This is a genomic window from Streptomyces sp. NPDC016640, assembly GCF_043076215.1.
Lineage (GTDB): Bacteria > Actinomycetota > Actinomycetes > Streptomycetales > Streptomycetaceae > Streptomyces.
Map to the genome: position 1 here is coordinate 1 of NZ_JBIBRG010000009.1, position 14,077 is coordinate 14,077.

12 protein-coding genes and 1 pseudogene are annotated in these 14,077 nt (G+C 70.2%); 3 read left to right on the plus strand and 10 right to left on the minus strand.

Annotated elements, in window-relative coordinates; all coding sequences use genetic code 11:
- Positions 1-351: 351 nt before the first annotated feature.
- From ACF07S_RS19710 to ACF07S_RS19725, 4 genes and pseudogenes are all read right to left on the minus strand, one after another.
- Positions 352-2,037, minus strand: coding sequence for a ribonuclease J (locus ACF07S_RS19710; protein WP_391965564.1), 1,686 nt, complete (start codon positions 2,035-2,037; stop codon positions 352-354).
- 154 nt (positions 2,038-2,191) lie between these two features.
- Positions 2,192-3,094, minus strand: coding sequence for a 4-hydroxy-tetrahydrodipicolinate synthase (gene dapA, locus ACF07S_RS19715; protein ID WP_391965563.1), 903 nt, complete (start codon positions 3,092-3,094; stop codon positions 2,192-2,194).
- Positions 3,095-3,306: 212 nt separating this feature from the next.
- Positions 3,307-4,731 carry an FAD-dependent thymidylate synthase gene (gene thyX / locus ACF07S_RS19720; RefSeq protein ID WP_391974771.1) on the minus strand — a complete coding sequence of 475 codons (1,425 nt, stop codon included), beginning with the start codon at positions 4,729-4,731 and terminating at the stop codon, positions 3,307-3,309.
- Positions 4,732-5,013: pseudogene (locus ACF07S_RS19725) on the minus strand (FAD-dependent thymidylate synthase); the annotation flags it as partial. It abuts the gene before it with no gap.
- A 154-nt stretch (positions 5,014-5,167) separates the two neighbouring features.
- Between ACF07S_RS19725 and ACF07S_RS19730 the strand changes: the two are divergent.
- Together ACF07S_RS19730 and ACF07S_RS19735 are read left to right on the plus strand one after the other, a co-directional pair.
- A complete protein-coding gene (locus ACF07S_RS19730; RefSeq protein ID WP_391965562.1) occupies positions 5,168-5,407 on the plus strand; it encodes a hypothetical protein in 240 nt (79 codons plus the stop codon).
- Positions 5,408-5,520: 113 nt separating this feature from the next.
- The gene (locus tag ACF07S_RS19735; protein ID WP_391965561.1) at positions 5,521-6,078 is read left to right on the plus strand and encodes a hypothetical protein; all 558 of its coding nucleotides are present in this window, start codon (positions 5,521-5,523) and stop codon (positions 6,076-6,078) included.
- Positions 6,079-6,114: 36 nt separating this feature from the next.
- On the opposite strand, the gene ACF07S_RS19740 is transcribed toward ACF07S_RS19735, so the two are convergent.
- The 5 genes from ACF07S_RS19740 to rpsO all read right to left on the minus strand — a co-directional run bounded on the left by ACF07S_RS19740 (position 6,115) and on the right by rpsO (position 11,600).
- The gene (locus tag ACF07S_RS19740) at positions 6,115-6,558 is read right to left on the minus strand and encodes a hypothetical protein (RefSeq protein ID WP_391965560.1); all 444 of its coding nucleotides are present in this window, start codon (positions 6,556-6,558) and stop codon (positions 6,115-6,117) included.
- Positions 6,559-6,572: 14 nt separating this feature from the next.
- Positions 6,573-7,325 (minus strand): 4-hydroxy-tetrahydrodipicolinate reductase, encoded by a 753-nt coding sequence (gene dapB / locus ACF07S_RS19745; RefSeq protein WP_391965559.1) that lies wholly within the window; start codon positions 7,323-7,325, stop codon positions 6,573-6,575.
- 26 nt (positions 7,326-7,351) lie between these two features.
- Positions 7,352-8,731, minus strand: coding sequence for a M16 family metallopeptidase (locus ACF07S_RS19750; protein ID WP_391965558.1), 1,380 nt, complete (start codon positions 8,729-8,731; stop codon positions 7,352-7,354).
- Positions 8,728-10,950, minus strand: coding sequence for a polyribonucleotide nucleotidyltransferase (locus tag ACF07S_RS19755; RefSeq protein ID WP_391965557.1), 2,223 nt, complete (start codon positions 10,948-10,950; stop codon positions 8,728-8,730). Before ACF07S_RS19755 ends, ACF07S_RS19750 begins: the two co-directional genes overlap by 4 nt.
- Before the next feature lie 362 nt (positions 10,951-11,312).
- Complete coding sequence (gene rpsO, locus ACF07S_RS19760; RefSeq protein ID WP_391965556.1) at positions 11,313-11,600, minus strand: 30S ribosomal protein S15; 288 nt, start codon at positions 11,598-11,600, stop codon at positions 11,313-11,315.
- Positions 11,601-11,870: 270 nt separating this feature from the next.
- Between rpsO and ACF07S_RS19765 the strand changes: the two genes are divergently transcribed.
- Positions 11,871-12,164 carry a DUF397 domain-containing protein gene (locus ACF07S_RS19765; RefSeq protein WP_391965555.1) on the plus strand — a complete coding sequence of 98 codons (294 nt, stop codon included), beginning with the start codon at positions 11,871-11,873 and terminating at the stop codon, positions 12,162-12,164.
- A 78-nt stretch (positions 12,165-12,242) separates the two neighbouring features.
- Here ACF07S_RS19765 and eccD read toward each other — a convergent pair whose 3' ends face one another.
- Complete coding sequence (gene eccD / locus ACF07S_RS19770; protein WP_391974772.1) at positions 12,243-13,754, minus strand: type VII secretion integral membrane protein EccD; 1,512 nt, start codon at positions 13,752-13,754, stop codon at positions 12,243-12,245.
- Positions 13,755-14,077: the final 323 nt, after the last annotated feature.

The window sequence follows — 14,077 nt, forward strand, 5'->3', positions numbered from 1 at the left end:
CGTTGACTTTTGGCACGCTGTTGAGTTCTCAAGGAACGGACGCTTCCTTTGTACTCACCCTCTCGGGCTTTCCTCCGGGCTTCCCTTCGGTGTCTTCGACTCTATCAGATCCTTTTCGATCCGATTTCCTCGGTGCTTTCCAGGTTCCCGCTCTCGCGTTTCCCTTTCCGGCGGCTCCGACTTTATCAGAGGTTCTGAGTCGGATTCCCCGCCCCTTCCGGGACTCGTTCCGGCCTACGAAGTAGCCGGGTGCCCGATCGGGGGGAGTCGTAAACGTACTGGAGCGGAGCACCCCGATGCAAATCGAGACGCCCCGCTCCCTGTCCGGCGCTCGTGGCGCCCGACGGACCGTCAGACCTCCACGACCACGGGCAGGATCATCGGCCGGCGCCGGTAGGTGTCGGAGACCCACTTGCCCAGCGTGCGCCTGATGAGCTGCTGCATCTGGTGCGGTTCGACGACACCGTCCCGGGCGGAGCGCTCCAGGGCTTCCGTGATCTTCGGGATCACCTCGCCGAAGGCGGAGTCCTCGATGCCGGAGCCGCGGGCCTGGACGTGCGGGCCACCGGTGATCTTGCCGGTGGACGAGTCGATGACCACGAAGACCGAGACGATGCCCTCGTCACCCAGGATCTTGCGGTCCTTGAGAGCCGGCTCGCCGACATCGCCGACGGAGAGGCCGTCGACGTAGACGTATCCCGCCTGGACCTTGCCGGAGATCCTGGCTCTGCCCTCGACGAGGTCGACGACCACGCCGTCCTCCGCGATGACGATGCGGTCGTGCGGGACACCCGTCAGTGCGCCCAGTTCCGCGTTGGCGCGCAGATGGCGCCACTCGCCGTGCACCGGCATCAGGTTCTTCGGACGGCAGATGTTGTAGAAGTACAGCAGTTCACCGGCCGAGGCGTGGCCCGAGACGTGCACCTTGGCGTTGCCCTTGTGCACGACGTTGGCACCCCAGCGGGTCAGACCGTTGATGACGCGGTAGACCGCGTTCTCGTTGCCGGGGATGAGCGACGACGCCAGGATCACGGTGTCGCCGTCGACGATGCGGATCTGGTGGTCGCGGTTGGCCATGCGGGACAGGGCCGCCATCGGCTCGCCCTGGGAACCCGTGCAGACCAGGACGATCTCGCTGTCCGGCAGGTCGTCCAGGGTCTTGACGTCCACGACCAGGCCCGGCGGGACCTTCAGATAGCCGAGGTCGCGGGCGATGCCCATGTTGCGGACCATGGAGCGGCCGACGAACGCGACCCGGCGGCCGTACTCGTGCGCCGCGTCCAGGATCTGCTGGATGCGGTGGACGTGACTGGCGAAGCTGGCGACGATGATCCGTTTGCGGGCGCCGGCGAACACCTGGCGCAGCACGCCCGAGATGTCGCGCTCGGGCGGGACGAAACCCGGGACCTCGGCGTTCGTCGAGTCGGCGAGGAGGAGGTCGATGCCCTCCTCGCTGAGTCTGGCGAACGCGTGCAGATCCGTGAGGCGGTTGTCCAGCGGCAGCTGGTCCATCTTGAAGTCGCCGGTGTGCACGGCCAGGCCGGCGGGGGTGCGGATCGCGACGGCGAGGGCGTCGGGGATCGAGTGGTTGACCGCGATGAACTCGCAGTCGAAGGGCCCGATGCGCTCGCGGTGCCCCTCGACCACCTCGAGGGTGTAGGGGCGGATGCGGTGCTCCTGGAGCTTCGCCTCGATGAGGGCGAGGGTGAGCTTGGAGCCGATCAGCGGGATGTCGGGCTTCTCGCGCAGGAGGAAGGGGACGCCGCCGATGTGGTCCTCGTGGCCGTGGGTGAGAACGATGCCCTCGATGTCGTCGAGGCGGTCCCGGACGGACGAGAAGTCCGGCAGGATCAGGTCGATCCCGGGCTGCTCCTCCTCGGGGAAGAGCACTCCGCAGTCGACGATCAGCAGGCGACCCCCGTACTCGAAGACCGTCATGTTGCGGCCGATCTCCCCGAGACCGCCGAGCGGGGTGACGCGCAGACCGCCCTCGGGGAGCGGTGGCGGTGAGCCGAGTTCAGGATGCGGATGACTCAAAAGACTCTCCTCACACACGCGCGCCACGTACCGGTGGGGCACGTGGCGCGCGTGACGTTCGTGCAGAAGCAGTTGTCGTTGTGCTGTACGGGCACCGGTGGCCCGCCTGTTCAGTTGTGAAGTCCGTCTGCGCGAGCGGTCGCGCGAAGCCTGGTTACTGGAGCTGTACCCCGCCGGCGGCAAGGTCGATCTTGAGCTGCTCGGTCTCTTCCGGCGTGCACTCGGCCATGGGGGCGCGCAGGGGGCCGGCGGGCAGACCCTTGAGGGTGAGCGCGGCCTTGGTGGTCATGACGCCCTGGGTGCGGAACATGCCGGTGTAGACCGGGAGCAGCTTCTGGTGGATCTCGGTGGCCTTCTGGACGTCCCCGGAGGTGTACGCCTCGACCAGGGCACGCAGCTCCGGGGTGACGAGGTGGCCGACGACCGAGACGAAGCCGACCGCTCCGATGGAGAGCAGGGGCAGGTTGAGCATGTCGTCGCCGGAGTACCAGGCGAGGCCGGAGCGCGCGATGGCCCAGCCGGCGCGGCCGAGGTCGCCCTTGGCGTCCTTGTTGGCGACGATGCGGGGGTGCTCGGCGAGGCGGACGAGCGTCTCCGTGCTGATCGGGACACCGCTGCGGCCGGGGATGTCGTAGAGCATGACCGGCAGCGGCGTCGCGTCGGCGACGGCCGTGAAGTGCCGGTAGAGGCCCTCCTGCGGGGGCTTGTTGTAGTACGGGGTGACGACCAGGAGGCCGTGCGCGCCGGCGCGCTCCGCGGCGCGGGCCAGTTCGGTGCTGTGGCGGGTGTCGTTGGTGCCGACTCCGGCCACGACGTGGGCGCGGTCGCCGACGGCCTCCAGGACCGCTCGTACGAGATCCGATTTCTCCGCGTCGCTGGTGGTGGGGGACTCGCCGGTGGTGCCGTTGACGATCAGGCCGTCGTTGCCTGCGTCCACCAGGTGGGTGGCGAGCCGCTGTGCGCCGTCGAGGTCGAGTGCGCCGTCCGCCGTGAAGGGCGTGACCATGGCGGTGAGGACCCGCCCGAAGGGGGTCTGCGGAGTGGAGGTCGGAGCCATGGGCTACACGCTACTCGTTGCTCAGCTCGGGGTCTTCCCTAGGGGGAGGCGACGAGGTGCGACGACAGGGAGAGCCCGGCACTGCCTGCTCGGGGGTTCAGGCAGTGCCGGGCCCGTTTGATCAGGCTAGATGAACTTCGCGAAATGCCGCAATACGGACACCTCGCGCGGTTGATCCGCACACGTGTCCCCGCCGGCCGGAACGGAGCTCCTCACGGGGCCACGCGCCCGTTGGCGTTGAAGGCGGCGTGGGTGAGCGGCATGAGACGAGCCCACTCGGCCTCCATCTTCTCCCCGACCATCTCGATCTCCCGCTGCGGGTACGAGGGCACCTTCGCCAGCTCGTGCTGGGTGCGCAGGCCGAGGAAGTGCATCAGCGAGCGGGCGTTGCAGGTGGCGTACATCGAGGAGTACAGGCCCACCGGGAGCGTCGACCTGGCCACCTCGCGTGCGACACCGGCCGCGAGCATCTCCTGGTAGGCCTCGTACGCCTGCCGGTAGGAGTCCTGCATGACACGGCCCACCAGCTCCTGTTGGGCCGCGGTGCCCTCGACGAAGCGGTACTTGCCGGGCCGGCCCTCCTGTACCAGCTTGCGGGACTCGTCCGGCACGTAGAAGACCGGCTGGAGCTCGCGGTAACGGCCGGACTCCTCGTTGTACGAATTGTGGACGACGATGCCGTTGGCGAGGAAGTTGTGCCACGGGCCCTCGACGGAGAGGTCGTAGGTCATCTCCTCGCCGTCATCCACGATGTCGACGACCCGGTCCGGGACCGTCTTCGCGACCTTGCCCGCGCGCCGCGCCAGCGCCTGTTCGCCACCGCTCCTGGTCACGTGGCAGGGCTCGCACGCGGGGGCGAGGTTCCGCTCGTCGAGAGCCTGGACCAGGTCGCGCGCCACAGGGACCACGTGGTCGAGGGCGAGCTGGTCACGGGGGAAGTCCCGGCCACAGAGATGACAGGTGTCGACCTCCTTGATCAGGCGCTCCCGCTGCATGGCGGTCCACACTCCGATCCCTCGCCGCAGACCGGGCGGAACCGGGGCTTCGGACGGACCCGGGCCGGTGCCCGCCACCATGACCGCGTCGCCCACGGCGAGCTCCCCCGCCTTGCACCATCCCTCGGGAGTGAACACCGCGTGGTCGACCGTGCAGCGGAGTACCTTCCCCGAAGCCGTGGTGATCCTGACCAGAGGCTTGACCCCGGACTGGATCACGTCGACGATCCTGGCCCGCTGCGCGAGCAGCGTCTCCTCGTCGTAACAGCGGACGTGGTCGCGGCGCACCGACTCGAGCTTGCGCAGGCGGGTGCCGGGGTGCTGCTCCCGGAACTCCGCCACGGCCGACTCGGCCGCCTCCCGGTTCTCGTACAGCCCCAGATAATGATCGGTCCCACCGTGCCTGACCCGTGCCGTCCACTTGCCGGCCCGGCCGTGCCAGGTGACGCCGCCCGCGGAGTGCGGCAGCCGGTCCTCGGCACCGGCGTGCCAGAGCCCGTACAGCTCGGCGATGGTGCGCCGCCGGAGGTTACCCGCTTCGCTCTCCAGGGTGATTTCGGTGTCGCCGGCGATGCACCAGCCCACACGGTGCCGCATGAACTCGCGGAAGACGAAGATCGGGGCGTTGACGAAGAAGGTCATCGAGTTGTGCTCGAAGGGGCTGCCGTGCCGGTCCCGCATCAGGTAGTTGATCAGGCCCTTGGAGCGCTCGGGGTCCTTGTCGAGCTCCGCCAGGGACTGCTCGCCGATGGTCGAGACTCGGGCGGCGAACAGCACGTCGGCGTCGGACGCGGTGTGCTTGACCAGCTCGACGGTCACATCGCTGCGGAAGTCGGGCTTGAGGTCGTCGGCGGGGGTGTCGGTCACGGCGCGGGGGGTCCTTCCATCACGTCTCTCGGCGGCGCCCACTCTACGACGCCGCATCGGCAAGGGGTTCTTCGGCACCAGGACGCGGCATACGGCGGTGAACGGCGGCGAACTTCTGCGAAGTCGGTGAAAGCGGGCACCTTCCGGGGCCGCCGTTCGTCTGTGCCGGTGACAGTGATCCGTTCGATCCCGGAAGGGAGACGCACCTCAGATGTCCGGTCGGCGTGAACCCGTACCGTTCGCCTTCGTCGCCGAGGCCGACAGATTCCGCAGCAATGTCACCCCGCCGCCGCGCGAGCGGGCCTCCGCCGGTCAGCTGGCCGGGCGCTGGCTGCTGGGGCTCACTGTCGTCGCCGGGCTGGTGGGTTCCCTGGTCATCGGGATGCCGGCGCTGTCCACCGGCCCCTCGGGCGCGGAGACGCGGCAGTCGCAGGCGTCCGACGGGCGCTGATCCGCCCCGTTCCGCGGCAGGGGCGCCAGGCGGACCCCGGAGGTGGTGACCGGGGACACAGATCGGTAGCCTCACCGGGCACAGCCCATGCATGGATCGAGTGAGGACCAGCCGTGCCCCTGCCCTTCCTGACGGCCGACCGCGCGTTCGACACGGCGGACGATGTCGCCCTGCCGTATGAAGACCGGGACCGCTGGCGGCGGCCGTACCGTCCCGGTCCGTGGCGCGTGGGGGCGGCGGCGCTCCTGCTGCTGCTCGCCTCGTTCGTGCTGTTCGCCGCGGTGATCATCGCGGCGACGGCGGAGCTCTCGTCGGCCGGGACGGTGTTCGCCCTCGCGCTGGCCGTCGTCGCGGCCGCGCTGCGGCTGCTGCGCATGGGTGTGTGGGTGAGCGCCCGGGGGCTGCGCCACGTCGTCTTCCTCACCACGCGCACGACGCCCTGGGAGCAGGTCGTCGCCGCGCGGACGGTGCAGCAGCCGGTGCGCTGGCTGGGGCTGCCGCGGACGGTGCAGGGGCAGGCGCTGGTCCTCGCCCGGCGGGGGCGTTCGACGGATTCCGCGCCTCCGCTGCTGACCTCGCACAACGCGGACTTCCTCGGCCGGGACCGGTCGGCCTTCGACCGTGCGGCCGACTCCGTGGAGGTGTGGGCCGCCGAGTACCGGCGCGACTGAGTCCCCGAGCCCCCGTGGGCCCGCGCCGGCCCGGGGTCAGGGGGCGGTCTTGTGCAGGCTGATCGCCCGCTGCATCGCCTTGCGGGCGCGCGGGGTGTCGCGGGCGTCGTGGTAGGCGACGGCGAGCCGGAACCAGGTGCGCCAGTCGTCGGGGGCGTCCTCCGTCTCGGCCTTGCGCCGGGCGAAGACCTCGTCGGCCGAGTCGCGGTCGACCCGGCCGCTGGGCAGGCGCTTCAGCTCGTCGACGGGCAGTCCGCCCTCGGCGTCCAGGAGCGCGGCGAGCCGGTTGGCGTCCCGGACGAACTCGGTGTTCTTCCACAGGAACCACACCCCGATGACCGGCAGGATCAGCACCGCGACGCCGAAGGTGACGGTGAGGGGCGTGCCGGCCTCGACGAGCAGCACACCGCGGCTGCCGACCAGGACGAAGTAGACGACCAGGACGGCGGCCGTGACGGCGTAGGAGATCTTGGCGCGCATGGGTCGGCCCGGGCTCAGTTCAGATCGAGGAAGTGTTCCAGGCCGAAGGTCAGGCCGGGAGTGGTCACCACGCGGCGGGCACCGAGCAGGATGCCCGGCATGAAGCTGCTGTGGTGCAGGGAGTCGTGGCGCACGGTGAGGGTCTCGCCCTCACCGCCGAGCAGGACCTCCTGGTGGGCGAGCAGGCCGCGCAGCCGGACCGCGTGCACCGGGACCCCGTCCACGTCGGCGCCGCGCGCGCCGTCGAGAGCGGTGGTCGTGGCGTCCGGGGCCGGGGCGGTGCCCGCCCGGCGTCGGGCCTCGGCGATGAGCTGGGCGGTGCGGGTGGCGGTGCCGCTGGGGGCGTCCACCTTGTTGGGGTGGTGCAGCTCGACGACCTCGACGGACTCGAAGTACGGGGCGGCGATCTGCGCGAACTTCATGGTGAGCACGGCGCCGATGGAGAAGTTCGGCGCGATGAGCACGCCCGTCTCCGGGGACTGGTCCAGCCAGCCCTTCAGCTGGGCGAGGCGGTCGTCGGTCCAGCCGGTGGTGCCGACGACCGCGTGGATGCCGTGGCGTACGCAGAAGTCGAGGTTGCCCATGACCGAGGCGGGGGTGGTCAGCTCCACGGCGACCTGGGCGCCGGTCTCCGCGAGGGTCTCCAGCTTGTCGCCCCGGCCCAGGGCGGCCACCAGCTCCATGTCGTCGGCGGCCTCGACCGCCCGTACCGCCTCGGAACCGATCCGGCCGTTGGCGCCGAGGACCGCCACGCGCAGCTTGCTCATGTTCGTTGCTCCCTTACCGGAGTGGGTCAGGCGACGGCGTCGTGCAGCCGGGACGCCTGCTTGTCCTTGAGCGGGCCGATGACCGACAGGGAGGGCCGCCGTCCCAGGATGTCGCGGGCGACCGAGCGGACGTCGTCCGGGGTGACCGAGGCTATCCGGACCAGCATGTCGTCGACCGACATCTGCTCGCCCCAGCACAGCTCGCTCTTGCCGATCCGGTTCATCAGCGCGCCGGTGTCCTCCAGGCCGAGGACCGTGGAGCCCCGGAGCTGGCCGATGGCCCGCTCGATCTCGTCGTCCGGAAGGCCGTTCCCGGCGACCCGGTCGAGTTCGTCGCGGCAGATCCTCAGCACGTCGTGCACCTGGGAGGGCCGGCAGCCCGCGTACACGCCGAACAGGCCGCAGTCGGCGAAGCCGGAGGTGTACGAGTACACGCTGTAGGCCAGCCCGCGCTTCTCCCGGACCTCCTGGAAGAGGCGGGAGGACATGCCGCCGCCGAGGGCGGTGTTGAGCACGCCGAGGGCCCAGCGCCGCTCGTCGGTGCGGGCCAGGCCCGGCATGCCGAGGACGATGTGCGCCTGCTCCGTCCTGCGGCCGACGAGCTCGACGCGGCCCGCGGTGCGCAGGGCGCGCCGGCCGTCGCGCGGGGCGATCGGCTCGGCGTCCGGGTTCTTCAGGGCGCCGGCCTTCTCGAAGGCGGCGCGGACCTGGCGTACGACCTTGTGGTGGTCGACGTTGCCGGCGCAGGCGACCACGAGGTGGGTGGGGTCGTAGTGCTTCTTGTAGAAGCGGCGGATGCGGTCGGCGGTCAGGGCGTTGACCGTGTCGACCGTGCCGAGGACCGGGCGGCCGAGGGGGTTGTCGCCGAACATGGTGTGCGCGAACAGGTCGTGCACGCAGTCGCCCGGGTCGTCCTCGGTCATCGCGATCTCTTCGAGGATGGCGCCGCGTTCGACGTCGACGTCCTCCTCGCGGATCACCGAGCCGGTGAGCATGTCGCAGACCACGTCGATGGCGAGCGGCAGGTCGGTGTCGAGCACGCGCGCGTAGTAGCACGTGTACTCCTTGGCCGTGAACGCGTTCATCTCGCCGCCGACGGCGTCGAGGGCGGAGGAGATGTCGAGGGCGGACCGGCGGGCGGTGCCCTTGAAGAGCAGGTGCTCGAGGTAGTGGGTGGCGCCGTTCAGGGCCGGGGTCTCGTCGCGGGAGCCGACGTGGGCCCAGATGCCGAAGGTCGCCGAGCGGACCGAGGGCAGGGTCTCGGTGACGATGCGCAGGCCGCCGGGGAGGGTGGTCTTGCGGACCGTGCCGATGCCGTTCTCTCCCTTGATGAGGGTTTGGGTACGGGCGACGGCCCGCGCCTCCGAGGAGGTGCGGGCCGTCGCCTTCGAGCCACGGGACGTCACTGGTCGGCGTCGTCCTTCTTGTCGTCGTCGGTGGAGTCCTCGCCCTCGATCACGGGGATGAGGGAGAGCTTGCCGCGGGAGTCGATCTCGGCGATCTCGACCTGGACCTTGTGGCCCACGCCGAGGACGTCCTCGACGTTCTCCACGCGCTTGCCGCCGGCCAGCTTGCGGATCTGCGAGATGTGCAGCAGACCGTCCTTGCCGGGGAGGAGGGAGACGAAGGCGCCGAACGTGGTCGTCTTCACGACCGTGCCCAGGTAGCGCTCGCCGACCTCGGGCATCGTCGGGTTGGCGATGCCGTTGATCGTGGTGCGGGCGGCCTCGGCGGAGGGGCCGTCGGCGGCACCGATGTAGATGGTGCCGTCGTCCTCGATGGTGATCTCGGCGCCGGTGTCCTCCTGGATCTGGTTGATCATCTTGCCCTTGGGGCCGATGACCTCGCCGATCTTGTCGACCGGGATCTTCACGGTGATGATCCGCGGCGCGTTGGGGGACATCTCGTCCGGGGTGTCGATCGCCTCCATCATCACGTCGAGGATGTGGAGGCGGGCGTCACGGGCCTGCTTGAGGGCGGCGGCCAGGACGGAGGCCGGGATGCCGTCCAGCTTGGTGTCGAGCTGGAGGGCGGTCACGAACTCCTTGGTGCCGGCGACCTTGAAGTCCATGTCGCCGAAGGCGTCCTCCGCACCGAGGATGTCGGTGAGGGTGACGTAGTGCGTCTCGCCGTCGATCTCCTGGGAGATCAGGCCCATGGCGATACCGGCGACCGGGGCCTTCAGCGGCACACCGGCGTTCAGCATCGACATGGTGGAGGCGCAGACCGAGCCCATGGACGTCGAGCCGTTGGAGCCGAGCGCCTCGGACACCTGGCGGATCGCGTAGGGGAACTCCTCGCGCGCCGGCAGGACCGGGACCAGGGCGCGCTCGGCGAGGGCGCCGTGGCCGATCTCGCGGCGCTTCGGGGAGCCGACGCGGCCGGTCTCACCGGTGGAGTACGGCGGGAAGTTGTAGTTGTGCATGTAGCGCTTGCGGGTCACCGGGGAGAGGGTGTCCAGCTGCTGCTCCATGCGGAGCATGTTGAGAGTGGTGACGCCCAGGATCTGGGTCTCGCCACGCTCGAACAGCGCCGAGCCGTGCACCCGCGGGATGGCCTCGACCTCGGCGGCCAGGGTGCGGATGTCGGTGACACCGCGGCCGTCGATGCGCTTCTTCTCCTTGATCACGCGCTCGCGGACCAGCTGCTTGGTGAGCGAGCGGTACGCGGCGGAGATCTCCTTCTCGCGACCCTCGAACTCCGGCAGGAGCTTCTCGGCGGCAAGCGCCTTGACGCGGTCCAGCTCGGCTTCGCGCTCCTGCTTGCCGGCGATGGTGAGCGCCTGGGCGAGCTCGGGCTTGACGGCGGCGGTCAGCGCCTCGAAGACGTCGTCCTGGTAGTCCAGGAAGATCGGGAACTCGGCGGTCGGCTTGGCGGCCTTCGCGGCGAGGTCGGCCTGGGCCCTGCAGAGCACCTTGATGAAGGGCTTCGCGGCGTCCAGACCGGCGGCGACGACCTCCTCGGTGGGCGCCTCGGCGCCGCCCTCGACCAGCTTGATGGTCTTCTCGGTGGCCTCGGCCTCGACCATCATGATCGCGACGTCGCCGTCCTCCAGGACACGGCCCGCGACGACCATGTCGAACACGGCGTCCTCGAGCTCGGTGTGGGTCGGGAAGGCCACCCACTGGCCGTTGATCAGCGCGACGCGGACGCCGCCGATCGGACCGGAGAAGGGCAGACCGGCCAGCTGCGTGGACGCGGAGGCGGCGTTGATCGCCACGACGTCGTACAGGTGGTCGGGGTTGAGCGCCATGATCGTGGCGACGACCTGGATCTCGTTGCGCAGGCCCTTCTTGAAGGACGGGCGCAGCGGGCGGTCGATGAGGCGGCAGGTGAGGATGGCGTCCTCGGAGGGCCGGCCCTCCCGGCGGAAGAAGGAGCCGGGGATCTTGCCGGCCGCGTACATCCGCTCCTCGACGTCCACCGTGAGCGGGAAGAAGTCGAGCTGTTCCTTGGGGTTCTTGGAGGCGGTGGTGGCCGACAGCACCATGGTGTCGTCGTCCAGGTACGCCACGGCGGAACCGGCGGCCTGCCGGGCCAGGCGGCCCGCCTCGAAGCGGATGGTGCGGGTGCCGAAGGAGCCGTTGTCGATGACGGCCTCGGCGTAGTGGGTCTCGTTCTCCACCAGGTTTTCTCCGTTACTTGTCGTCTTTCGTCCCTCCTCGCCCGTGTGGCGGGGGGACGGTGGCGGAGAAGCGCTCCACTGGTGCGGGCCGGTCTTCGATCGAAGCACCCGGGGTTCACTCTCCCGGGGGCCACTACCGAGGACCGGCGGCGGCGGGGCGCGCTTCTCCTCGTGCGTCGTGACGTCTGGTGACGTCCTTGGTGATGCCCATGGAACCGCGTACCCGATGCGGTACGGGTCATCACACCGAGTCGTACGTATTGCGTTGTGCCACCACACTACAAAGGGGAGGTGACACTCCGCACGTACGGCAAAGGGAGCGGTCCCCTGATCTCTCCGGGAACCGCTCCCTTCACGGCGTCCTACTTGGCGCCCGCCGCACCGCGGCGGATGCCGAGGCGGTCGACCAGCGCACGGAAGCGCTGGATGTCCTTCTTGGCGAGGTACTGCAGCAGCCGGCGGCGCTGACCGACGAGGATCAGCAGACCACGGCGGGAGTGGTGGTCGTGCTTGTGGGTCTTGAGGTGCTGCGTCAGGTCGGAGATCCGACGGGACAGCAGAGCGACCTGGACCTCGGGAGAGCCGGTGTCACCCTCCTTGGTACCGAACTCGGAGATGATCTGCTTCTTCACTGCGGCGTCGAGCGACACGCGTACTCCTCATGGTCTGTGAGTGGCCACCGAGTGCCCCCGGTCTGCGTCTCGGGGGGTCTTCCATGACTCGGAAGGCGGGGATCCGCTGGGCGCGGCCTCCAGGGCGGGGAATCGCTCCGGGGGTGCGTACACGAACGGCCGTCACTCAGGGTACCAGGCGGTTGCGGGCACCTTTCGCCCGGTCCGCCGAACCGGCCAGGTCGGAGGCGGGAGGCCACTAAGGTGATCGCTCGGACCGTTCGTACGTCGGGAAGGGGTCGCTGCGACATGGCGGAGACGGCTGAGGAGACCAAGGCACGCAAGGAGCGGGAGAAGAACGAGCTCTACGCCCTCGACATCTCCGGCGCCGAATGGCACAGCGCGCCGGGCACCGAGGAACACGAGGAGCGGGTGGAGATCGCCTACCTGCCCGGCGGCGCCGTGGCCATGCGGTCCTCCCTCGACCCGGACACGGTGCTGCGGTACACGGAGGCCGAGTGGCGGGCGTTCGTGCTGGGGGCGCGGGACGGGGAGTTCGACCTGGAGCCGGCCCCGCGGAACGGCGGACGCGACGCCGGGTGAGACGGGGACGGGCGGCACTCCGTGTGCCGCCCATGCGTACCTGGGACCCCTGCCCGCCCTCCACCGGAGAGCGGGGAATCAGTTACCGGTCATCGACCGGGCCGCCGCGTAGACGTCGAAGACGGCAAGCGCCAGCGGGACCAGCGTCAGCAGGACGAATACTTCCGCGATCTCCATGAACCGGCCCCAGAAGGGCGTGACGCCGCGACGGGGGACGATCAGACCGATGGCGGTGACCAGGGCGATGGCCGCGGCCACGGCCGCCGTCAGCCACACGCTGCGAACGTCGAGGGCGGTGGTGTCACCCTGGATCGCGTCGCGCCAGTCGTGTGCCGGCGGGTTCGCCGCGAGCCCCAGGCCGAGGAGGACCAGACAGGCGAGTCCGGCCGCCAGAGTGGGGGCGACCTGAGCGGTGTACCGGAACAGCTGGGCGCGCATCAGCATCGCGACGCCGGTGGCCAGGGCGAGAAGCTGCGCCCAGACGTTGCCGGAGAAGCCGAGGACGGCCGACGCCCCCACGGACACGAAGGCGCATCCACCGACGAGTCCGACGAGGAGTTCGTGGCCGCGGCGGGCCTGGGCGGCGATGCGCCGGGTGTCGACGGGTTCCGGGGCGTCCTGCTCCTCCGTCCGGTAGGAACCGCGTGACGCGCTGGGCGGTTCGAAGCCGATGGGCAGCCGGGCGAAGCGCACGGACAGGCCCGGCAGGAAGGCGAGGGCGCACACCGCCAGGGGCGCGCACACGGCGGCCGTCTCCATGGGCTCCAGCCGTGTCAGCATCGCGAGGAACGTCGTGAGCAGGCCGATCGCGGAAGCGAGGACGAAAGCCACGAAGGGGCTGTCGCCACCCGGCGACACCAGGGCGAGCAGGACGGAGGCGACCAGCACCGCCGCGCACGCCAGGAGGAACTGGAGCCGTCCGATGCCCTGGCCCTCCGCGAGCGGCAGCAGTCCCGAGCCGGCCACGGCGATGTTGGGCAGAGCCCCCAGTCCCAGGGCGACCGCGGAGCCACGATCGTCGTACACACGCGCACGGACGCACGCGAAGGTGGTCAGCAGAACGCCGGCGATCGCGGCAAGGATGCCCTGGAGACCGTGCATGTCGTGGCGGACCTGGGAGCTCCAGGCCACGAACGCCAGCAGCGCCGGGAGGACGCCGCCCGCCACGAGACCGGAGACACGGGTCAGTTCGCCGTCCCACAGGGTGCGGTCACGGCTGACGGCGGATGCCACCGCCTCCGACACGTCGTCGAAGACGGCGGGTGGCAGCGACTCGGAGAACGGGCGCAGCGTGAGCAGTTCGCCGTCCAGGATGCGCTGGGCCGCGAAGGACCGGGCGCTGTCGAGGACGGTCCCGTCGCGGCGTACGAGGTGGTAGCCGACCGGTGCGCCCTCGGCGGGACTCTGCTGGGAGAACCGCAGGATCTCCGGGTACAGGTCGGCGACCGGCACGTCGTCCGGCAGCGCCACGTCGATACGGCTGTCGGGTGCCACGATGGTGACCCGGCAGAAGCCGAATCCCGTGCCTGCCCCGGACGGGGCTCCGGTGCCCGGTCCGCCGGCCGTACCGGCCGGCGTGGAGGCCGTCATGCTCACCTGCTGTTCCCCCTCGTCGGTACTGCGGACCGGCGTGTACCGTCGCGCACGGCCCTGGGCGGTACTTTCGTCCGATCTGCCGATCTGCCGATCTGTCCGCCGACCACCCCTCGGAGGCGAGCCGACGGACCGCACGAGTGCCACGTGCCGCACGTGGGCCACCTGTCGCACTCCGCACGGACCGCACGTGTGCCACGTGCCGCCCGGTGCACGGACTGTCGGGCGGTGCACGGACTTCAGTGGGCTTGTTCGCAACTGCTCACGCGCCTCACGGCACCCTACCGTCCACGGCCGTCAGCGGCTGTCAGTAGGATCGC

Excerpts from the sequence above, each read along its gene's own strand:
- dapA (WP_391965563.1), bottom strand. The coding sequence starts at position 3,094 with ATGGCTCCGACCTCCACTCCGCAGACCCCCTTCGGGCGGGTCCTCACC.
- thyX (WP_391974771.1), bottom strand. The coding sequence starts at position 4,731 with ATGACCTTCTTCGTCAACGCCCCGATCTTCGTCTTCCGCGAGTTCATG.
- ACF07S_RS19730 (WP_391965562.1), top strand. The coding sequence starts at position 5,168 with ATGTCCGGTCGGCGTGAACCCGTACCGTTCGCCTTCGTCGCCGAGGCC.
- ACF07S_RS19740 (WP_391965560.1), bottom strand. The coding sequence starts at position 6,558 with ATGCGCGCCAAGATCTCCTACGCCGTCACGGCCGCCGTCCTGGTCGTC.
- dapB (WP_391965559.1), bottom strand. The coding sequence starts at position 7,325 with ATGAGCAAGCTGCGCGTGGCGGTCCTCGGCGCCAACGGCCGGATCGGT.
- ACF07S_RS19765 (WP_391965555.1), top strand. The coding sequence starts at position 11,871 with ATGGCGGAGACGGCTGAGGAGACCAAGGCACGCAAGGAGCGGGAGAAG.
- eccD (WP_391974772.1), bottom strand. The coding sequence starts at position 13,754 with ATGACGGCCTCCACGCCGGCCGGTACGGCCGGCGGACCGGGCACCGGA.